Origin of the sequence: Streptomyces sp. NPDC007905 (assembly GCF_042959345.1) — a bacterium.
Taxonomy (GTDB): domain Bacteria; phylum Actinomycetota; class Actinomycetes; order Streptomycetales; family Streptomycetaceae; genus Streptomyces.
Genome location: NZ_JBIBKS010000045.1, coordinates 1 through 20,255, shown reverse-complemented (window position 1 = coordinate 20,255; position 20,255 = coordinate 1). Strand labels below are relative to the sequence as shown.

Sequence of the window (20,255 nt, the reverse complement as noted above, 5' to 3'; positions counted from 1 at the left end):
TATGGACGTGACCGACTTCCCCGACGACCTAGTGCAGACGCAAGCCGCCTGGAACGCCACCTACCAAGCACTCGCCGCACCCCGCCCCCGCGACACCACCTCCCTGCGCCGCCGCCTGCTGCGCCTGTCCGTACGGCTGTGGTGGCACCCCTACTGGGAAACCGTCCCCCGGTGCCGGCGGCACGCTCCGAGCTGCGCCACCTCACCCGCACCCACGGAGCCGCCCGGGCCGCGTGACCGCTCGCCCCGGTCGACCAGGAGCACGAGGTTGCGACTATCTGTTGCCCTGGATGTTGCGCCAAGGGTTGCGCTAGATGTTGCGCGGCCCGCAGGACCGTCCCGTGTCCGCGCAGGTCACCACGCGGTTTGCCGTGGTCGGCCCGCTGACATCCCCGTTGCGGCCGCTCTGCCCATGTCCCTTGGCTGGAGTGAAGGAGTAAGGGACGGGCGGGATGGGCGGCGCGGTCGCTGCCGGGGATCGGGGCGCGCTCATCCGGTTGCGCGTCGCCGGGGCCGCCGCGCCCGTGCCGCCGTCAGTGCGGCGGCGACGTCCAACGGGCGACGTCGGCGGGGGAGAGGTCGGGGCGGGCACGGTGCAGGTGCGCGGGGTGGCGCCACCGGCCGGAGGCGTCACGGGCGACGTCGACGCCGACTTCCACCACCAGTTCCGGTTCCACCAGCGTGACGGTCAGCGTCTCCCGGCTGCCCCACCCGGCGGATTCTCTGTCAAGTTCTGCGTGTTGAGCTGACAGTCGGGGGGCAAGTAGACGACCGGACCCCGGCGGGACTGCCGGGGTCCGGGAAGCAGCGGTTTTCGCTTCTTTACTCGGCCTGCTGCTCGCTGGGACGTAGCCCGGCGGTCCACTTCTCCTCGATGCGGCCGAACTTCCATACGGCGAGGGCGATGACCCAGGTCGCGAAGAACAGGCCGACGATGACGTAGCCGATGATGTTGAGGTCAAGACCGGCGATCCAGTCCCAGAAGGCGCCATGCAGGTCGGCCTTCTCGGCGATCAGGCCGAGGAGTTCGACGGTGCCGATGATGAGGGCGACGGCGACGGACAGGCCGGTGATGGTGAGGTTGTAGTAGACCTTGCGGACGGGCTTGGAGAAGGCCCAGCCGTAGGCGAAGTTCATGAACGAGCCGTCGATGGTGTCAAGCAGGGACATGCCGGCCGCGAAGAGGACCGGCAGGCAGAGGATCGCGTACCAGGGCAGGCCGGAGGCGGCGCCGGATCCGGCGAGGACCAGCAGGGCGATCTCGGTGGCGGTGTCGAAGCCGAGGCCGAACAGCAAGCCGAGCGGGTACATCTGCCAAGGCTTGGTGATCGACTTCATGACGCGGCCGAGGAGGCGGTTCATGAAGCCGCGGTTGTTGAGCTGTTCCTCCAGGGCGGCTTCGTCGAAGTGGCCGGTGCGCATCTGCCGGAAGACCTTCCAGATGCCCGCCATGATCACCAGGTTGATGATCGCGATGACGTACAGGAAGGTCCCGGAGACCGTCGTGCCGATCCAGCCGGTGATGCTGTGCAGCTCGGAGTTGTCGTTCTCGACGGGCCCGGCCAGTTCCTTGACGCCGAGGGAGAGCAGGAACGCGAGCACGAAGACGATGGTGGAGTGGCCGAGGGAGAACCAGAAGCCCACCGACAGCGGGCGCTGACCTTCGTTCATCAGCTTCCGGGTGGTGTTGTCGATGGCGGCGATGTGGTCGGCGTCGAAGGCGTGCCGCATGCCCAGGGTGTAGGCGGTGATGCCGATGCCGATGCCGAACGTCTTGGTGCCCAGACTGTAGTGCTCGGGTGCGACGATCACCACCAGCGTGAACCAGCCGATGACGTGCAGGGCGGTGATGAAGGCGGCCAGGCCTGCCAGACGGCCCCATTCGGCTCGGGTCATTGACCGGGATATCCGCTGCCAGGGTCGTCCGGAGGTGGCAGGGGTCGTGGTGGTGGAGCCGGTGGGGCTGGCCATGGGCGGTCTTCCTTTGATCGAGGGCGACGCGGAGCCTAGACGCGTGTACATGGTTGTTGCAATACGGTCGCATTAGGGGTGCGCTGGCCGCCCGTACGCAAGGAGGCGCATTTCGTGATCCGCACCGCCACAGACCTGCGAGAGAGCTGCCGCGAACACCTGCGGGCGCGGGGCGTGCGCTGCCCATCGGCGCGCCTGTCCGTGCTTCAGGTGCTGGCCGAGGACGGCGGTCACCTGGGCGCGGCGCAGATCCACCGCCGGATCAGCGAGGCGGGCGGCCACCTGGACGTGTCGACCGTGTACCGGACCCTGGAACGCCTGGCCGAAGCTCGGCCTGGTCCATCAGCTGGCGGGGACGGCGCAGGCGAGTTACGGGCTGGCGGTGGAGCCGCACCACCACGCGGTGTGCACCGGCTGCGGGGTCGTCGACCAGATTCCCGCCCCCGCGGTGGCCGAGGCCATGCAGGCCGCGGCGGGCGCTATGTCCTTCCGTCCGGAAGGCCTGGTGCTGAGCGGGCTGTGCCCGAGCTGTCAGGCGTGATGCGGTGGCGGGGCCGGCCGGGTCCGGCGGGTGCCGGGTGAGAAGACGATCACCTTCCGGGAAGGAAGCAGCACTGAGGAGCCGCGTTTCCGAAAGCTGACGGGCCGACCCCGCTGAGGTCATGCTGATGCATTGCTGTAGTTGTTGCAAGCTCTTCGCAATAGAGGCATAGGCTGTCCCGGACGATCACCCACACGGAAAGGGGACGTGCCTGATGGGCACCTACACGCTTCCCGACCTGCCGTACGACTACGCCGCGCTGGAGCCGGCCATCACCGGGCAGATCCTGGAGCTGCACCACGCCAAGCACCACGCTGCCTACGTCAAGGGCGCCAACGACACCCTGGAGCAGATCGCCGAGGCCCGGGACAAGGACCAGATCACCCCCACCAGCCTGGTCGGCCTGGAGAAGACCTACGCCTTCAACCTCTCCGGCCACGTCCTGCACTCGATCTTCTGGCAGAACCTCTCCCCCGACGGCGGCGACCGCCCCGACGGGGCGCTGGCCGACGCCATCGACCAACACCTCGGCGGCTTCGAGCAGTTCAAGAAGCAGCTCACCGTCGCCACCTCCTCCGTCCAGGGCTCCGGCTGGGGCGTCCTGGCCTGGGAGCCCCTCGGTAAACGCCTGGTCGTCGAGCAGGTCTACGACCACCACGGCAACGTCGGCCAGGGCACCACCCCGCTGCTGGTCTTCGACGCCTGGGAGCACGCCTACTACCTGCAGTACAAGAACGTCCGCCCCGACTACGTCACCAAGCTGTGGGACCTGGTCAACTGGGAAGACGTCGCCGCCCGCTACGCCGCGGCCGTCGGCGCCTGACCACGTGACCACGTCGTCGGAGGGCCGGGACGCCTGGTGGCTTCCCGGCCCGCACGGTGCCATACGTCTCCGCCGGATCACCCCGGCCCGCCTCGCCCCGCACCTCGACGCACTCATCCGGCTCGCGCACTCCACCTTCACTCCCCGCCCCTGGCACGCGGCCCCGGCCGACATCGCCCGCATGATCAACCGCCTCACCATTGATGGCCACCAGCCCGGATTCCGTCTGCTCCTGGCCGACGACGCCGCAGGCCACCTCGTCGGCTTCGCCTACGGGCGCCCCGCCTGCCATCTCGCCGCCCTGGCCGACCAGCCACCCGTAAGCAGGCTCCCTTTCGAACTGCGCGAACTCGCCGTCACGCCCAGCGCCTGCGGCCACGGCATCGGAGCCGCACTCCACGACGCCCTCCTCACCACTGCACCGCCCGGGCCCCGCTGGCTGCTCACCCACCCTCACGCCGCACCCGCCCTCGCTCTGTACCGGGCACGCGGCTGGCGCACAGCCAAACTTCTGCGCCTGCCAGATAGTCGAACCCGGATTCTCATGCACCGCCCCTGGTAAAGGGATCAGACCCGGAAGACTCCTGCCCGCCGCTGAAGTCAGACCTCGCGGCAACGCTCCCACGCTGAACTCGACAGAGAAGTTGCGAGTGACGCTCTCGGTCCTCTGGTCGGCTGCGCTGCCGGGTTAGAAGCCGTTGTCTTTCCGAGAGTCCCGGGCGCGTTTCCGCTGGTCAGGTGTAGGGGCGGTGTTTCGGCGGCAGGGACGAGATGTCGTGTCGTCTCTTCGGTGGAGGTGCCGGGATGCCGTCGGTGATGGGGTTGCTGGAGGAGCGTGAACGCGCCGCTCGGCAGCGGGTGGAGGCTCTGCAGGCTGAGCTGCGCGAGGCGGAGGCCGTGTGGGAGCGGTTCGTGATCGCCCGCGAGACGGTGGGCGAGGTCCTGGGTGAGCCCCGCAAGGCCGGGGACACCCCGCAGGCTGTGGTGGCCGACGAACGGCCGGTGCAGGTCACGGCCGCGGTGCCCGGTTCGGTGGTGCCGCACTGGGAGGAAGGACTCGCGCCCACGGTTCTGGCACCGGACTACCGGCGGATCACGGACATCCTGGCCGGTGGGAACGGCGCGGGCGGGGAGGCGATGGACTGCCGTCAACTCGCAGCGGCTCTCGGGCTGGAGCCGGTCCCGGCGAAGGTCGAAGGAGTGCGGTCGAAGGCGAAGCGCCTGGCCGCGCGGGGCTGGCTGACGGAGGAACGGCCGGGCCTGTTCAGCGTGCCCGCCGCGCGAGTCGGCGGCTCATGAGCATGCTCATCGACCACCGGATCACCGCTTCGGAGGTGTCGGTGCGCGCCTCGTAGTCGCGGGCCAGGCGGCGTGAGTGCATCAGCCAGGCGAACGTGCGTTCCACCAGCCACCTTTTGGGGAGCACGGTGAAGCCGCTGGTGTTGTCGCTGCGTCTGACCACGGTCAATGCGACGCGCAGGACCTCGCGGGTGAAGTCGACGAGTTGTCCGGTGTAGCCGCCGTCGGCCCACACCCGCGTGATGCGCCAGTGCCGCTCGTGCAGCCGGGCCAGCAGCGTCAGGCCCGCGTCCCGGTCGGTGACCGAGGCCGCGGTCACCGTCACGGCCAGCAGCAGTCCGAGGGTGTCCACCACGATGTGCCGCTTGCGGCCATTGACCTTCTTCCCGCCGTCGAATCCCCTGGTCGCGGCAGGCACCGACGCGGCTCCTCTGACCGACTGCGCGTCGATGACACCGGCCGTCGGTTCCGGATCGCGGCCCGCGGCCCCGCGGACACGGTCGCGCAACCGGTCGTGGAACTCGGAGGTCAGGCCGTTGTCGCGCCAGCGCCGGAAGAAGGCGTAGACGCGGTCCCACGCGGGAAAGTCCGCGGGCATCGCCCGCCAGGCGATGCCGCCCGCGACGAGATAGCGCACTGCGTCCACCATCTGCCTGTGGCAGCAGCCCTCAGGCTGCCCGCCGCGGCCCTCCAGCCAGCCCGGCACCGGCATCGCGTCCCGCACAACCGCCCATTCCGCATCGCTCATGTCCGACGGATACCTCGGACGCCTGTGCGGCCTGTCTGCGGCGTTCCCGAACCGGTGAGCGAGACAATCACACGTCAGGGAAGCCGAGTTGGACGACATCCGCGTCGGCACGGAAGACTGCAGCACCAGGGGCCTCCTGTTGCTCGGCTGGATTCGACCCACGAGCTGTGCGGGAGGCCCCACCTTCATGCGCAGCCAGCCAAGAGATCACCCGACCGAGTCGACAACCTCGAACTCACGCTCACCAAGATCGATAGAGCAACGGCTTCTAACCCCCAACCTCCGCACGGTGACCCCGCCAGCCGCCCCCCAATCCCGGGGGACGGCGGCCCTATCGGAAGGCGAACCGTCACCGTGTCGAGTACCGCGAACGTCACCGTCGAAGAGATCCCCCTCAACCCCGCCCGCACGTCCCGGCGTAGAAAACCGGGCCTCACCGCTGCCCTCACCGGCCTGGCCGCGAGCAGAAGCGCCGCTCCCGGCATCGGGACCGGCCGTACCCTCGCCCACCGCGGGCACCTCCCGTCCTCAGATCCGGATCGGTGCAACTCGGGGTTTGTGAAGCTTGCGGTCGTCAGGTGTGGCGACGGCTTTCAGGATGGTTCGGCTCGTTCATCAAGCGTGGCCGCTGGATTGGCGGAGGTCTCCGATCCATCTCAAGGCGGACAGGGAGGGCATGAAGAAGTATTCGCCGCCGCGCAGCACGTTGAATGTCTGGATGCCGTGGATGCGGCGCCGCACCGGATGTTGCGGGATGGTGAACGTCGCCCCGTCCTCCTGCAGCCCGACGTTCGGATCGCGTTCGTCGCCCAGGTCCATGAAGTTGCCGTTGTTGATCCACTCTTGCTGCAGGAACTCCATCGTGGCCATTGCCTTGGCGCTGAGGAAGATGAAGTAGGTGCCGCGCCGTACCTCGTCGTCCTGCTCCGAGGTCGCGTCAGGGTCGTAGGGTGCCCCGTAGGTCGTGCTGCGCCGGATGATCCGGTGGATGTTCACGTCGGCGAGTAGGGCCATCTTGGTGTCGCGCGGGTTCATGCGCCGCATGTGTGAGCCGAGCGGCACCTGCCGGCCGTGCGGATCCGCGGCGTAGGTGAAGTCGTTGTTCCGGCGCGCGTCCGCGCCGAGCGCTGGGTCGTCCTGCGTCGGGGCGAGCGTCAAGGGCGCGCCGCTGCGCCAGCGGCCCACCAGCTTCGCGGCGAGCAGTTCCCGCTCTTGCTCGGTCTGCGCGTGCTCGCGCAGGAACCGGTTGAACGTCCCGACGCGGGCCTGGTAGTTGCGCAGCCCGACGAAGGTGCCGTTGCGGCCCAGCACGTCCGGACGCGGCATCGGCAGCGGCACGCCGGCCTCGCCGGGGTAGCCGAGGATGAATTCGCCGGCCTTGATCGGTGGTCCCTGGCCGGGCAACGAGGCGACGCCGCTGCCCTCGATGGCCGGCTGGCCGATCGAATCTTTGTAGCCCAGCGGGTTGAGGTTGCCTGGCTGGGCGCCGAAGTCCTGCATCAGCATTACGGTGACGCCGGAGAACCCCTGATACTGCCGGCCCGCGGTCTCCATCGCGCGGCGCCACTTGTCTTCCGTGTCGCTGAAGATGCTGACTGCGATGTGGATCTCCCCGGTGCCGAAGGGCCTTTCCCAGTTCGTCGGGTCGTTTGGTCCGTAGTCCCGGAGCTTGTCGGCGCGTGCGGCCATCCCCACGCGGAATGCTTCGGGGAAGGACCGGAAAGAATCCTCTGGCAGGCCTAGAGCCACCAGCCCGGTGGAGCTGATGGCGATTGAGGTCCAGGCGTCGCCGGCCTGCCACCAGTCGGCGGCGGAGTCGACGTAGGGTGTCAGCAGCTGCACGAATTCGCGGCCGGCCTGGGCATCCTCCACGTGGAGCATGACGTGCGTGCCGTAGTAGGGCTCGGGTCGGTAGCGCAGCACCGTCGCCTGGATGTCGTCGAGCTCCACGGTGACGGGGGCACGCGGAAGGTCGCCTCCGAGGCGATCGACGAGCGGCATGGCGTTCTCCCCACAAGAAACCGAGACGAGCCGGCTCACGGGGACACTCTCGCCGGGTGGCGCGGCCGCACCCCCCAGACTGTCCGGGTGGCTGGACTAGTCGCTGATCTTGTCCAGGAATTCTTCCAGCGCGTGGCCGACGCGGTTCAGCCGCCTGGTCTCCGCCACCGTCAGATCTGGATTTGCGACGTACCAGCCATCGGCCGTGACCTGGTACTTCGCGATCCAGTCCTTCACCGACGGGCTGCGCGTTCCCGGCCATCCCACGCAATTGCACATAAACAGATCCAGTTCGTCCGGGATCTTCGTTGCGAAGTCGTCGATGTAGGGGTCCCACTCGTCGTCGTAGGCGGTGCAGAAGAGCAGCTTCGTGTCGTGGTCAAGGAATACGAAGCGCATATCGTGGACGGTGCCAACCCTGTCTGTGTCATCGAAGTTTCCGTCCCGCAGCTGCAGGAAGGCGCGCAGTCGCTCCGCTCCACCTTCCACGAACGGAGCGATCAGGGTGAGCTCCGAGACCCTGCCCTGCCGGCTGCCGACCCGGCCAGCGGATTCCATTTGCGTTCGCGGCTTCCCCACAAACGACGTCGCGCCTTTTCGGAGTACGTTCTCCAACGCCTGCTTTCCCACCTCCGGCGCGTCGGCGTAAAGCTCCTGCAACTTCTGGATCTTCTGCTCCGCGGCCTGATCGGGTTCTGGTGCTGTCGCTGTCTCACTCTGCGTTGTCATGGCTGCCCTTGTCCTTTTTCGATCCTCTTCAACTCTTCAGTCCCTGCGATGGCCCCCCGGCCTTCGGGTGCCTGCAGATCGGAGTGGTTGTCGCCGAGTTCGAGTCCGGCCCGGCCGATTAAGGCAATACCGAATCTGCACTCGTCGGCTCGCTCTGCGGCTGGTGGTTGAGCGTCCGGCGGAGAGATCGTCGCCGCGCGGGACAACTACTGGCGCGCGGACCCCGAGCGGTACCAGCGGGTATGACGCCTTGACGTCACGCCGCCGCGGACGCCTAGCCTTCTCGCATGGGGAAGAAGCAGCGATATCCAGCCCCGCAGCGGATGAAACACGTTGGCCGGTCCGTGGCGGAGCTGCGAGGATGCTCTCCGCTTCTTCGGCGGAGGATGTTTGTTCATTTTCGTGTGTGCTGGGTGCGGTGCCAGGCTGACGGTCCCGCTGTCCCAGGTCGTGCTGCCGGCTCACGCCCATCAGAAGTACGGGAACGGGGTTCAACTCCCGGTGCTCATGGAGTCGGGCACGTTTGCCGTGGACCCAAACCGCTTGGGGCCGCCATGGCGGAGATGGGATGAGACAGATCCGGAGGAGGCGGCGGCCCGCGACATCCACGCGCCGAGCTTCTCCTGGTCCGACGGCACCCCCGGCACGGTCGTCATCGCACCCGGAGACACCCGCGGCGCTGTGCTCATCCCGGAGAAGGCCGGCGGCTACTGCTGCGGCCTCGACTGGGGTGAGGGCCCGAACATGGCCTGTGAGGCGTGCGGCCTGCCCGTGGCGAGCCGGATCGACGACTGCTCACTCTGGCAAGCGGTCTGGCTCGCGCCGGACGCCGTGCGCCGCCTCCCCGTCGACAACGCCGCCCCCACAACGCTCTCCTGGGCGGAACTGTTGGTGGAGGGCAAGCGGACGCCCCCGTACGAGCCAATCACCAGATGGAGTTCGCGGCTCGGGTCAGGCCACCGGTGGTCATGGAGCCCGCAGTGGGAGGCGGCTGCCGGCCGGGCGCTCGCCCATCTGCTGGCAGCCTCCAACGGTCAGCCGGTGACCGTCCCGCACGGGCTGACCGCGGAAGTGTTCCAGCGTGCCCTCGACGCCCTCCTGCCTGGGGGCCGGCCGGCGCGGCACGCTGTGCTGGCCGGACCGGGACTGTCCAGTCCTGACGCGGACGCCGACATACTGCTCGTGCCGATCCATCCGCAGACAGGGGAGACCTGGAGCCCGGCCGGCCGGCCCGCATCGACCTATCCGGTGCCGCTGCCGTTCGGGGGGTGGATGTGGCTGGCCTTCCCCGAGCCGCACCTACGCCTCCCCGCGTCGGGCACCATGCCCGACGGCGTTCTCCGCGACGACCCGCCCGTGCCGCGCCCCCATCAACTGTTCCAGGTCGACCAGGGCATCTTCCAGCACACCCTGACCCAGCTGCCGGCCGCGCGCAGCCCGCGGCTGCGCGAGATCCTCGAGAACCTCACGCAACACATGCGCTCCGGCCTCTTCTAGGCCGTGTTTTAGAACGCGCCCGTCTGCTGGTTCGGCCGTCCGGGGAAGTCTCGGCCGGCCAGCCAGACGATGAGGTCGTTGGCAATTCCGTCGATGTCTGTGTCGGTGGTGACCTGGTGTTCACGTCGTGTGCTGTCGCGCAGGACGATTTCATAACCGCCTTCGTCGAGGACGGCCACGGAGGCGAACCAGGCGGGATCGTCCTCGTCGGGCTGGATGACGACGAACGTGTTGTCCAAGTCGTTGAGTTCGCTGATCAGGTCGAACAGGGCGTCTTCGGACGGGTCGTCAACGTGGTCGCCGTTCTCGCTGTCGGCGCAGTAGTACCGGGCGGCCACTGGGCATCTCCCCACCGTGTGCTCTCGATTCCGTCGTCAGCATGGCACGGCTCCCTGAGCCGTCGGCGGCTCACAGCCACTGGTGGATCGCGGCGATCTGGACCGTCGATTCGAATCGGACAGCGAGCTTGTCATACCGAGTGGCCACGGCCCTGTGCTGTTTGAGGCGGCTGATTCCGCACTCGACGGCATGCCGGGCCTTGTAGTCCTGCCGGTCGAAGGCGGGCGGACGGCCTCCGCCGCTGCCGCGGCGCTTGCGGTTGCGGATCTGGTCGGCCGGCTCAGGGATCGTGCATCGGATCCCGCGTCGTCGCAGGTAGGCGCGGTTAGCACGCGAGGAGTACGCCTTGTCGCCCCGTACCCGCAACGGACGCAGCCGGGGGCGCCCACCACCGGTGCGGGGTACCCGGATCGCTTCGAGGACCGGCTCGAACTGCGGGCTGTCACCTCGCTGGCCAGCGGTGACCAGCAGCGATAACGGCTTCTGTCCCTGCTCGCAGGCCAGGTGGATCTTCGTGGTGAACCCGCCCCGCGACCGGCCCAGCCCGTGATCGTCCGGCTCGGTCCGCACCCCGCCCGGCGGTTCCTTCTGCCCGGCTCCGTCCCGGCGGGCACCGGCAGCATGCTGATGGGCACGACAGATCGTGGAGTCGACGTTCACCTCCCACGTGATCAGACCGGCCGCATCGGCCCGCGCCTGCAACGCGGTCAGGATCCGGGCCCACACACCCTCGCGCTGCCAGCGTCTGAACAGCCCGTAGACGGTCTGCCAGCGTCCGTACCCGGCTGGTAGATCCCGCCATGGCGCACCGGTCCGCACCCGCCACCGCACCCCATCGATCAACCGCCTCCGGTTCCGCGCCGGACGCCCGACCCCCACCACCGGCAACAACGGTTCCAGCACCGACCACTGCTCATCCGAAAGATCCCCACGCCCCACACCGAGATCATCACGGCACGAGGCGTGGTCAGGGGCTCAGTTCCAAAACACCGCCTAGACCCCTACAAGCCCTATCTGGAGCGACGGTTCACAGCGGGACGCGCCAGCGCCACCCGTCTACACCGCGAACTGATCGCCCAGAACGCCCCGTCACCTACCAGATGGTCCGTGCCTACATCGCCACCCTGCGCGCCGCACCGCCGCAGGCGCCTCCTCCTCCTCCGACCGTGCGGCGGGTCACCGGCTGGCTCACCCGACACCCCGCGACCCTGAGCGAGGACGAACGCACCGCGCTGAAGGACGTCCTGGCCCGCTGTCCCGAACTGGATGCCGCAGCCGAACACGTCCGCGGCTTCGGTGAGATACTCACCAGCCGCCTCGGCTCCACGCTCCCCTCATGGATCGACGCCGTCGACGCAAGCCAACTACCTGGCCTCACCAACTTCGCACTCCACCTGCTCCGAGACCTCGATGCGGTGACCGCCGGCCTCACCCTGCACTGGAGCTCCGGCGGTACGGAAGGTGCCGTGAACCGCATCAAGAAGATCAAAAGGCAGCTCTACGGGCGCGCAGGATTCGAACTACTCCGCAAGATGATCCTGCTTCAGTGACGCTCCGCGACCGCTCCCCAAGATCTGTGCCAGAACCGACTTTCGACAGCAGTTGTTCAGCACTTCGGGAGGCGCCCTGACGCGGTCGTGTTCGATGTTCACGAGAAGCAGCAGCACTGAACCTCGGCCCCAGCGAGGGCATGGTGAGGGCTCCCGGTAGCGTCACCGGGACACTCGCGCCGAAGGAGAGGGCATCCACTCGTGAACCTGGGCGTCGTCGGGCAGGCCGCCGGGTTGTTCGCCGTCACCAACATCGACGACATCCTGATCCAGTCGCTGTTCTTCGCTCAGGGTGCCGGACATCATGGCTCCGTCCGCCGGATCGTCGTCGGCCAGTACCTCGGCTTCGCTGCCATCCTCGCCGTGGCGGTCGCCGCCGCGTTCGGCGCCACCTTCTTGCCCGAGTCGGCGATCCCCTACCTCGGCCTGCTGCCCCTCGCCCTGGGGCTCAAGGCGGCCTGGCAGGCGTGGAAGCACCGCGACGATGAGGACGACGAGCAGGAGACGTCCGAGGGCGGCCCGAAGGCGCGGGAGGTGGCCGCCGTCACCTTCGCCAACGGCGGCGACAACATCGGCGTCTACGTCCCCGTCTTCGCCACCGCCGGCATCGGCGGCATGAACGTGTACGCGATCGTCTTCCTGATCTTGGGGGCCGTGTGGTGTCGACGGAGCTGTCTGAGAGGTCTACCCCAGCGTCACCACGTCGATGAACACGGTCCGCTGCCGCAGCTCGCTGGCCAGGGTGGCGTCGTCGCCAGCGACGGCGGGCTGGATGTTCTCGATCTCCCGGATCACCGCGCGCAGCTGGCCGTCGCTCGCCGGGACCGTCAGGGGTGGGAGGGGTTCGCCGAGTACGCCCGACACCATGTGTCCCGGCACTCGATGCCACATGCCGGCGACGTCAGGGGCGGCGGAGGTGAGGTCGCTGGTTGCCGTGCCAGAGGACTCCTCAAGGAGGGCGACGACCCGGTTCTGGTTCGGCCCGAGTGGCCAGGTTCCGGTCAGCAGCACCTGCAGACCGTCGGCAACGTGCTCCACGGACAGCGTGCGGTCCGGCATGAGTTGTACGAAATCGGTGGTCACCGATGACGACAGGGCACAGCCGGGCAGGCTCTCCGGCTGGTAGCGCGCGAGTACCAGCCGTACGAACGGGCAGTACGAGTCGGCCGCCGCGCCGGGCAGTTCGACGTCGGCGTACCAGCGGTCGGTCTCGCTGTGCAGGTGCACGGGGTAGGGCACCGCCCGCACCATGGTGCCGGTGCCCGGCAGTATGTGCTCGGCGATCGCGCCCGCCGCACCGGCGAACAGTTCGGGAGGGGCGGTTCCGGCGGCATCGCCGGTCGTCCAGATCGGATCCCGCGACACCCGGGTGAGGTCCGGGCCGGTGAGCACGGCAAGGAGTTCGCCCTTGCCGGACAGGTTCCACGGTCGCGCCAGTTCGACCCGGATCCGGCCGCCGCGACGAATCCGTTGCACCGGCCCGGCTGCCAGGTCGGCCGAGCCCTCCCAGCGGAAGGACGGGGACGCCGCGAGGACGACCGGTGCCACGGGTGGCGCCGAGCTGGGGACACTGACGGCCTCGGCCAGGGTGGTGTCATGCTGGAAGGCGGCGTCCTCTCCGGCCACGAAGAACTGCCGGAACCGGCTCAGCGCGGTCAGGGTGTAGGTGACACGGCGATGCCGGGTGTCGCCGAACTCGTGCCGCACCGACAGCTGGGTGGCGTCGGGCGCGACCGCGATCGAGCACACCTGTTCGGTCAGCAGCGGGCCGGCAGCCTCGCTGTCGCCGGGTTCGTGCCACTGTGCCGCCACGTCGATCTGACCGGTGGACTTGCGGTCGACGCCGAACAGCGGGCGGTCAGGGTCGGTGAGCGTAACCCAGGTGGCGCCGACCTCGCGGGGGGCGCGTAGGGCGGCGGCCGGTGCCTCGAGTGGCCTGCGAACGGCGTGCACCAGCCGTACCACCCGCGGCGGGGTCAGCATCGGGTGCCGTCCTGCTGCCAAGCTGGCCTCCGCGGTGTTGGGCACCCATTCCTGGATCTCGAACTCGTCGATCTTGTTGGCGTCCGCGCGGGAGCTGAGCTCGAGCTCAGCCTCCTCCCCGGGTGCCAGCCGCACCACCAGCGTCTCGTCCACCCACTGGATGACCGGCTCGCCGGGGCTGCGGCGAGCGTGCAGTTCGAGCGCCTTGGCGGAGTAGTCGGGCCAGCGCGGCTGCCAGGCGCTGTCGGTGCTCTCCCCTGGCGCCGGCGCGTCGGGGCCCGGGGTGAGGAAGCCCAGTACGCTCACTGCGGCCGGATCGGAGAGCCAGCTGTAGTCGCCCTCCTCGGTCGCGGTCGGCGGGGTCACCGCTCGCTGTACCCAGCCGGCGACGACGGTGTCGTCGATCGGGTTGCCGTCGATGTCGGTCCCGCTGAGTCGGCCGTGTTGCTCGGCGAGGGGGAGCGAGGTCGGCGGTGGCAGCAGGATCCGGCGGTCGTTGCGCGGATACTCAGGGTGCGCGGCGGTGAACTGGTCGACGTCGAGGGCGGTCGTGCCAGCCGGGTCGCTGCGGATGACCAGGCAGTCGAGGGTGCCGCCGGGACCGAAAGCGGCCGGGTTGGCGACGAGTTGACCGGACTCCAGGTGGAACGCGTCGGGTGGTGGCGCGAATTCCGGCGGCGGGATCGCCTCGTGCCGCCGATAAAGCACCAGGTCGGTTGCGTTGCGGTTGCTGCCGGCCGGCAGGTCGTCGAACCGGAGGCCGCCGCCGGCCATGTCCGCGACCCGGATGCGCATCTGGTAGCCCTGCCCGAACCGCAGTTCGCCCAGCTTGCGCTCGGACTGGCCGAAGTCCCAGTGGAAATCGAAGGGCAGCGGCAGCCGGGTCGCCGCGCTGGGTACCCGGCCGCGCTCGTCGAACACCGGGCGGGGCAGCACCAGGCTCCACCCGCTCCACCGAGCCACCACCTCATCCGCGCGCACCACCCGGTCGTCGCCGATCACCGCGGCGTTGGCCTTTACGTGCCCCTCCTCGACCTGCGCCGCCGGACCAATCGGCTGATCACCGACTCTGTAGGTTGCAGTGCGCTCACACAGGGGGAACCACTGGCCCGTTTGCCCCTCGGTGCTGGCTCGGCGAATGTCGACCCGGTAGCCGAGCACGAGATCGTCGGCGGTCAGTTCCCGGTCCTGCAGCGGCCGTTCGGCGTTCGTGGCGCGCTGTCCCAGCTGCGCGCCACGGCCGTTGCGCAGCAGCGCCAGTCCCGCCGACCGCAACACCGGCAGCGTCACCGCGCGCTCGCCGTCGGAGATCGACCGGGCGCCGTCGCGGAGCCGGTCGACGCCGCCGGCCACGTCGAAGGTGGCCACGCTCCAGGTCGCCGCAGCGGCTGGATCGGCGCCGATCTGCGTGGTGCCGGTGAGGTCGACCATGCCGGTGCGCAGGTCGCTGTCCGCCCCGGGGGCCGGCACGAAATGCACGCGATCGAACTCGAAGCGCGTCCACGGGGTGACCGTGCCCCAGTCGCCGGGCAGATCCGCGCCGAGCGTGCAGCGCACCCGGATCAGGTGCGAACCAACCGGGATTGTGGCTGCGTCCAGGGCGAATTCGAGGATGAGGCCCAGCCGGGTGAGGACCGCCGGATGCTCACGCAGCAGCGAGACGGTACGGGCAAAATCCGGCGCCCGCCACTCCTCGGGCCCGAGCGACCCGGGGTCCCCGGCGGGTTGCTCGGCGGCCCACTGCGCGTACTGCTCACGCAGCACCGGGTCGGCCTCGACCGCCGGGTCGGCGATCGCCTGCGCCGACAGGGTGTAGGTCTGCCGGACCCGGGCAGCGTCGGTCGATGTCGGGCTCACCGTCGGAGTGTCGTAGACCCGTCGGCGTGGCGGTTCCACCACGGTGTCGTCGGGGAAGAACGACCGCCACACCTCGCTGGCCGGTGCGGTCAGCGGGGTGAGCCCGGTGACGGCGGTGACGTTCGACTCGGCGTCGGGCGCCGTCTGCACGGTGAACTGGGCACCGCCCAGAGCCGTCGGCCAGTCCTGCAACCCGAAGCTCCAGAGCGGCTGCGGTGTCGCCGTGTCGAGCTTGGGCACGACCAGCACCCGCAGGGGCGCGCGATCGCCCGTGACGGTGCCGGCCGGCACAGCGATCCACAGGATCTCGTTCACCCGAACGCTCCTCGATAGTCCCGCCACGCCTGCAGGAGGGCCGGATCCGGCCCGGGCGGTGGTGCGGCGAAATCCACCGGCCCGGGTGGCGGCGGACCGACCGGTTCGCGAGGCGCACCACCAGCGATCACCCATTCACCGCTGTCCAACTCGACCGACTGGGAGAACAGGGTGACGTCGATCTCCACAACGATCTTCGCGCGCCCGACGAGCGCGTTGGTGTCGAACTGGTAAGCCAGCTCGACGTGCAGCTCCACCGCCACCGACACCAGCCCGAGCAGCTCCACGCTGCCACCGATCTGGAGGAAGCCGGAGAGCCGGGGCGCCTCCGCCACCAGCTCGTAACGGATACCGCCGAAGGCGTGCACCTCCGCGGTGGCCACGCCGAGGTTGATCGCCAGCGCGGCACCGAATTGCAGCGACACCTCCAGCCGGCGCAGCCCCGAGCGGTCCAGCTCCAGATCGAGGTAGCCTCCGCCGCCGAACATCAGCACGGTGAGCGTGAACGGCCGTGCCCGCGAGGCGAATCCGAGCGACAGCGACACCGGTGCGCTGTCGAAAGGCACCCGCAGCGCGGCGCTGAAGTTCAGGTTGCTCAGCACGAAGGAGAACGCCGCGACATCCGGCACGGGCACCGCGTAACCTGCGGTGATGTCCTTGGCGGTCGGCACGATCCGCGGGCCGAGCTTGCCCAGTCCCACCTTCTCCTGGAGCACATCCAGCAGCCGCAACTTGCCGACGAACGTTGCACTCAGCCCGTCGATGGACAGCTGCGGCGCCTCGCCAGTGATCTGCCGGAACTCGACCCGCCCGAAGCTGATCTCGATCATCGGCTCGCTTCGCGGGAGCACCAGCTTAAAATCGGTGATCACGCAGGTCGTCTCGTTACGCCCGGCGGAACTCATGTTGCGCAGAGTGAGCGTGGACGTCTCGGTCGACAGCGGCAGGAACTCCCCGCCGGGCGCCTCGGCGAGAGGGATGTCCGCCCAGCTCAGTCGGACCTCCGGAGGAGTCGTGTCGAGCGTGACCAGCTCCGGCGGAGCCTCGATGTCGCGGACCAGGTCGCGCAGATCGAAGCCGAACAGCGAGGCTCCCTCGGTGAACAGGTCGGCCGGCGCCAGCGACTGCGATCCGGCGACGTTGACCAGGCCCTGCAGTCTGGAGATGCCGTCCGCGTCGAATTTGGGCGCGGCCAGCCCGCCAGAGCGATCAGCCTTGGTGGTGAAGTCGACACCGAGGTCATCGAGGATACGCAGCGGGATGTCGTCGGAAGTGGCGTCAAGATACGCCTGGTCGAAGAAGATCCGCACCCGCGGGTCGCGGTCCAACAGGGTGCGCAGCGTGGGCAAGGCGACCTCGGTCGCCCAAGACCCCGGCCCGCCCGCGCCACCCAGAGACGGGACGAAACCACCACGCGACGACGGGCTTCCCGTGATGTTGAGCCGGTGCACCTCCTGCACGTCGCTCGGTGCCGTGCGGGCCGCGTCGAACACCATATTGATCTTGGCGCCTGGCAGCTCCACCACCCCGAGTCCCAAGTCAGTGTGGAACTTTTGGACTTGCTCCATCACATCCGGATTGTCCAGCGACCTGAATGTTGCGCGGACCTCGTCGCCGAGCTCGAGGTCGGCGACGAACACCAGCGGCAGCTCGAAACCCACCTGACGTCCGGGCTGACGGCAGCGCACCGGGAAGCGGATCGGCGCGCCGTTGCGCGTCGTCGGCAGGAAGAAGGTCTCCACCGGGTCGGTGCCCAGATTCTCCCGCCGGAGCAGCTCGATGGCATCCCACGCGTCCCGCCTAGCCCTGTGCAGTTGCAACCACCAGAGTGCGGCTCCGGCGCGGGTGAACCCCTCCGGGTCCTCCGGATCCAGCAGCTCGTCCGCGTCGTCGGTCCAGCCAGCAGCTCGCTCTTCCACCTGCGGCATCCCGGCCATCAGGGCGTCTGGCCCGTACAGGTCCTCGAAGATCCGACGGGCCTCAACCTCGGCTTCCAGCGCCCGGTTCTCGAGTCCGGCGATCTCCCGGGTCGGCCGGGGCACCGTCTGCCAGTCGGCGTCGTTGAGACCGCCGAACTCCAACTGGGTGAGTTCCACCTGCTCGAACGGGAACGCGCGGGAGCGCAGTCCGTCGACCGTCGGCTCGGTGACGTGTAGCACCCGGGTCTTGCGCAGCACCGCGACCGGCTCGCTGGTGCTGCGTTCGGTGGTCTCGACGAACACCGCCCGGTGTCCGAACGGGTACAGCACGCCCTTGGTGGCGGTGCGCACCTGCTGGTCGCGCCCGCCGACTGTGCGCTGCTCCCACTCGAGCGTCCGCCAGCTGCCTGCCGCGATCAGCGTGCCGGCCAGGCTGCTCAGCTCCAGCCGGTCGGCGCGCGCAGGCGGGGACTGTCCGGTGATGTTGACCCGGTTGGCTTTGGTCAGCGCCACCGGGAACGGGTCCGGACGCCCGGCCCGCAGCGCGGCGACCGCGACGCCGCCGTCGCCCGCGTCGGTGCCGAATCGGGTGCGCCACAGGCCGGTCGTGCCGCCGAGGTCCACCGGCTCATTCGGGTGCCGGGTGACCACCGCGTCGGCGCCGGGCTGCGGGGCGAGAATCAGACCCCAGGGCAGTTCGACGGCCGTGCGCTGCTCGTTGCGGTCGATCGGCGCGTCATACAACGCGGCAAGCACACCCGCGGCGGTCAGCTCGAACTCGGGCGCGGCGGTGACAGCGATCCGGCTTGAGCCGGACAGCCGCGCTTGCCAGACATTGCCGAGTAGCGCTGAGGCGCCGGGCGCGGACACCTCCTCGGCGATGTGCTGGGGCGGGAAGGTCACCACCAGGTGGGCATCAGCTGCCTCGGCGACCAATCTCGGCACCGCGCCAGTGGTCATCCGGTAGCCAACCGCGTGAACCCCAAGCACGACGTGGTCAGCGGGCCGGGTGAGCAGAAACGCCGGCTGGACGTCGTCGGTGGCGCCAGCGAGCGCGTCCTGCGCGGGTTCGGGCAGCACGGCGCCGGACGCGTCTCGCGGGCTGGGCAGACCCAGTATGCGATGCGTCCAGAGTTGGGTGTTCCAGTACGCCACCCGCACTTTGTCCGCCTCGACCTGGGCAACCAAGTCGATGCCCGGCGGGCCACCGGTGCGCTCGACGACGGCTGGATCAGCGTGCCAGCCGGTTGTGAGCGGCGAGACGTCGTCCCAGCGGCGTTCCTGGTGTTGCCAGATCCAGTGGTGCAGCCGCCCGTCCTCGTCTCGGAAGATGATGTCGGGCCCGCGCGCCGCCACTGCGGCCTCGAACGGCAGCCGCTCTGGGCTGATGGGGTCCGGCCCCCACCACCGGGTCGGATCGGGGCTGGCGAAATAGCCATATCCCCAATGCCGGAGGGTGCCGTCTCCCAGTCGGCCGTACACGTCCTGCCGGACGAATCCGTGTTCGTCAGTCCAGGCGATCGCCGCGACCGAGGCGATGCCCGGCTCCAGGGTTTCACTACGCGGCAACAGCACCGGTGCGTGCCATTCTCCACCAACGACTTGGTGCACGATGCCGTTCGAGGTGGAGTAGGTGTCGTAGATCCCCGGCTGGCGGCGCACTGCGACCAACGCGGCAGCGCCGACATCCGTGCGGATGGAATGAGTCCACGGACCGTCCAGGCGGGACTCCCAGACCCGCAGCCGGTCGCCGACGTCGGCCGCGAACACGTAAAGGTAGTCGCCGTCGGCCACCGGAACCGGCCTGGTCGCGATGTAGCCGGGCAGTTCCTCCGGCCCGATCATCCGGCCGAGCGCTGTGTCCCAGTACCAGTGCAGCAATTTCAGGTTACCGACCGCGAATACGTCGAGGCCCCGCGGTTCCCGGTGAACGGCGACCGGCTCGGCGAACCGGTCCACCCGGCCTCCCAGGTCTAGAGTGCTTCCGGTTCAGCAGGCCGGCGGAACGGCGCGACGCTCGGCCGCACCAACGACCCGCTCGAACTCAGTCGAGGAGGCCGAGGGCGGTGTCAGGCCGGCGGCGGCTGGAGGCAGGCACACCGTCAGCGAGTACCTGCAGTGCCACCTTGCGCGGCACGCCCTGTTACGGCTGCCCGTGTTCCGGCTGCCCCCGCGCGTACATGGCCCCGATTCCGGCATTACTGACCTTTTCGGGTTGGCTTCGGGGCATCTGAGGCAAGGGTCAGACCAGTTTCGGTGAGGCAGCCGTCGATGAGTTCGGGATGGCGCTGGATGTGGGCGAGGCCTCGGCGGAGGGTGCGGGTGAGGTGGTCGGGGTCGGTGAATGCGGTGTTGGCCATCCACCCGCGCCGTAACAGGGACCAGATGCCTTCCACGGGATTCAAGTCTGGGCTATAGGAAGGAAGTTGGACGATGGTGAGCCAGTCGTGGTCGGCTGCGTACTTCCTCATCCCGGCGGCACGGTGGGTGTTCAAATTGTCCCAGACGACCACGATCGGGGCGCCCAGCTGCAGGTGCGCGCGGACCAGGAGGTCGCGGTAGTCCTGCCAGGCGAAACTCTTGCGTGCGCCTTTGAGGAGCGGGTGGAAGCGGGGCCGGTAGATCAGCCGGGACCGTTCGCCGGGCCGGTAGCAGCACAGCGCGGCGACCGAGATCCGTCGCC

At 69.1% G+C, this 20,255-nt stretch carries 16 protein-coding genes and 3 pseudogenes; 9 read left to right on the top strand and 10 right to left on the bottom strand.

What is annotated here, in order from left to right; translation table 11 throughout:
- The first annotated feature begins 1 nt into the window (after position 1).
- Positions 2-237: pseudogene (locus tag ACFZDC_RS40305) on the top strand (hypothetical protein).
- A gap of 296 nt (positions 238-533) precedes the next feature.
- Here ACFZDC_RS40305 and ACFZDC_RS40300 read toward each other — a convergent pair.
- Together ACFZDC_RS40300 and ACFZDC_RS40295 are read right to left on the bottom strand one after the other, a co-directional pair.
- Positions 534-677, bottom strand: coding sequence for an ATP-dependent DNA ligase (locus tag ACFZDC_RS40300; RefSeq protein WP_391331853.1), 144 nt, complete (start codon positions 675-677; stop codon positions 534-536).
- 145 nt (positions 678-822) lie between these two features.
- Positions 823-1,896, bottom strand: coding sequence for a HoxN/HupN/NixA family nickel/cobalt transporter (locus ACFZDC_RS40295; protein ID WP_391331862.1), 1,074 nt, complete (start codon positions 1,894-1,896; stop codon positions 823-825).
- Positions 1,897-2,049: 153 nt separating this feature from the next.
- Here ACFZDC_RS40295 and ACFZDC_RS40290 point away from each other — a divergent pair.
- The 5 genes and pseudogenes from ACFZDC_RS40290 to ACFZDC_RS40270 all read left to right on the top strand — a co-directional run.
- Positions 2,050-2,289, top strand: a pseudogene (locus ACFZDC_RS40290) (transcriptional repressor); the annotation flags it as partial.
- Positions 2,290-2,353: 64 nt separating this feature from the next.
- Positions 2,354-2,512, top strand: coding sequence for a hypothetical protein (locus tag ACFZDC_RS40285; protein WP_391331863.1), 159 nt, complete (start codon positions 2,354-2,356; stop codon positions 2,510-2,512).
- Between the two features lie 214 nt (positions 2,513-2,726).
- Positions 2,727-3,335 (top strand): Fe-Mn family superoxide dismutase, encoded by a 609-nt coding sequence (locus tag ACFZDC_RS40280; RefSeq protein ID WP_391331851.1) that lies wholly within the window; start codon positions 2,727-2,729, stop codon positions 3,333-3,335.
- A gap of 4 nt (positions 3,336-3,339) precedes the next feature.
- Positions 3,340-3,897, top strand: coding sequence for a GNAT family N-acetyltransferase (locus ACFZDC_RS40275; protein ID WP_391331849.1), 558 nt, complete (start codon positions 3,340-3,342; stop codon positions 3,895-3,897).
- Positions 3,898-4,139: 242 nt separating this feature from the next.
- Positions 4,140-4,634 carry a hypothetical protein gene (locus ACFZDC_RS40270; protein WP_391331847.1) on the top strand — a complete coding sequence of 165 codons (495 nt, stop codon included), beginning with the start codon at positions 4,140-4,142 and terminating at the stop codon, positions 4,632-4,634.
- On the opposite strand, the gene ACFZDC_RS40265 is transcribed toward ACFZDC_RS40270, so the two are convergent.
- From ACFZDC_RS40265 to ACFZDC_RS40255, 3 genes are all read right to left on the bottom strand, one after another.
- Positions 4,600-5,382 carry an IS5 family transposase gene (locus tag ACFZDC_RS40265; protein ID WP_391331846.1) on the bottom strand — a complete coding sequence of 261 codons (783 nt, stop codon included), beginning with the start codon at positions 5,380-5,382 and terminating at the stop codon, positions 4,600-4,602. The two genes, ACFZDC_RS40270 and ACFZDC_RS40265, sit on opposite strands and share 35 nt — an antisense overlap.
- A gap of 615 nt (positions 5,383-5,997) precedes the next feature.
- Positions 5,998-7,422, bottom strand: a complete 1,425-nt coding sequence (locus ACFZDC_RS40260; protein ID WP_391331845.1) for a Dyp-type peroxidase — start codon at positions 7,420-7,422, stop codon at positions 5,998-6,000.
- Between the two features lie 57 nt (positions 7,423-7,479).
- The gene (locus tag ACFZDC_RS40255) at positions 7,480-8,112 is read right to left on the bottom strand and encodes a hypothetical protein (protein ID WP_391331844.1); all 633 of its coding nucleotides are present in this window, start codon (positions 8,110-8,112) and stop codon (positions 7,480-7,482) included.
- A gap of 390 nt (positions 8,113-8,502) precedes the next feature.
- Between ACFZDC_RS40255 and ACFZDC_RS40250 the strand changes: the two genes are divergently transcribed.
- Positions 8,503-9,609: a hypothetical protein gene (locus tag ACFZDC_RS40250; RefSeq protein ID WP_391331842.1), complete on the top strand. Its 1,107-nt coding sequence runs from the start codon at positions 8,503-8,505 to the stop codon at positions 9,607-9,609.
- 8 nt (positions 9,610-9,617) lie between these two features.
- On the opposite strand, the gene ACFZDC_RS40245 is transcribed toward ACFZDC_RS40250, so the two are convergent.
- Both ACFZDC_RS40245 and ACFZDC_RS40240 read right to left on the bottom strand, forming a co-directional pair.
- Positions 9,618-9,947: a hypothetical protein gene (locus tag ACFZDC_RS40245; RefSeq protein WP_391331840.1), complete on the bottom strand. Its 330-nt coding sequence runs from the start codon at positions 9,945-9,947 to the stop codon at positions 9,618-9,620.
- A 70-nt stretch (positions 9,948-10,017) separates the two neighbouring features.
- Complete coding sequence (locus ACFZDC_RS40240) at positions 10,018-10,887, bottom strand: IS5 family transposase (RefSeq protein ID WP_391331838.1); 870 nt, start codon at positions 10,885-10,887, stop codon at positions 10,018-10,020.
- Positions 10,888-11,048: 161 nt separating this feature from the next.
- Between ACFZDC_RS40240 and ACFZDC_RS40235 the strand changes: the two genes are divergently transcribed.
- Together ACFZDC_RS40235 and ACFZDC_RS40230 are read left to right on the top strand one after the other, a co-directional pair.
- Positions 11,049-11,498: a transposase gene (locus ACFZDC_RS40235; protein ID WP_391331836.1), complete on the top strand. Its 450-nt coding sequence runs from the start codon at positions 11,049-11,051 to the stop codon at positions 11,496-11,498.
- Positions 11,499-11,699: 201 nt separating this feature from the next.
- A pseudogene (locus ACFZDC_RS40230) lies at positions 11,700-12,155 on the top strand (cadmium resistance transporter); the annotation flags it as partial.
- 27 nt (positions 12,156-12,182) lie between these two features.
- On the opposite strand, the gene ACFZDC_RS40225 reads toward ACFZDC_RS40230, so the two are convergent.
- The 3 genes from ACFZDC_RS40225 to ACFZDC_RS40215 form a co-directional block, all read right to left on the bottom strand.
- Positions 12,183-15,653 carry a hypothetical protein gene (locus tag ACFZDC_RS40225; protein ID WP_391331834.1) on the bottom strand — a complete coding sequence of 1,157 codons (3,471 nt, stop codon included), beginning with the start codon at positions 15,651-15,653 and terminating at the stop codon, positions 12,183-12,185.
- Positions 15,650-19,531: a hypothetical protein gene (locus ACFZDC_RS40220; protein WP_391331832.1), complete on the bottom strand. Its 3,882-nt coding sequence runs from the start codon at positions 19,529-19,531 to the stop codon at positions 15,650-15,652. The genes ACFZDC_RS40225 and ACFZDC_RS40220 overlap by 4 nt, the downstream gene beginning before the upstream one ends.
- A 239-nt stretch (positions 19,532-19,770) precedes the next feature.
- Positions 19,771-20,255: transposase (locus ACFZDC_RS40215; RefSeq protein ID WP_391331830.1), on the bottom strand; the 485-nt coding region annotated here is incomplete at its 5' end.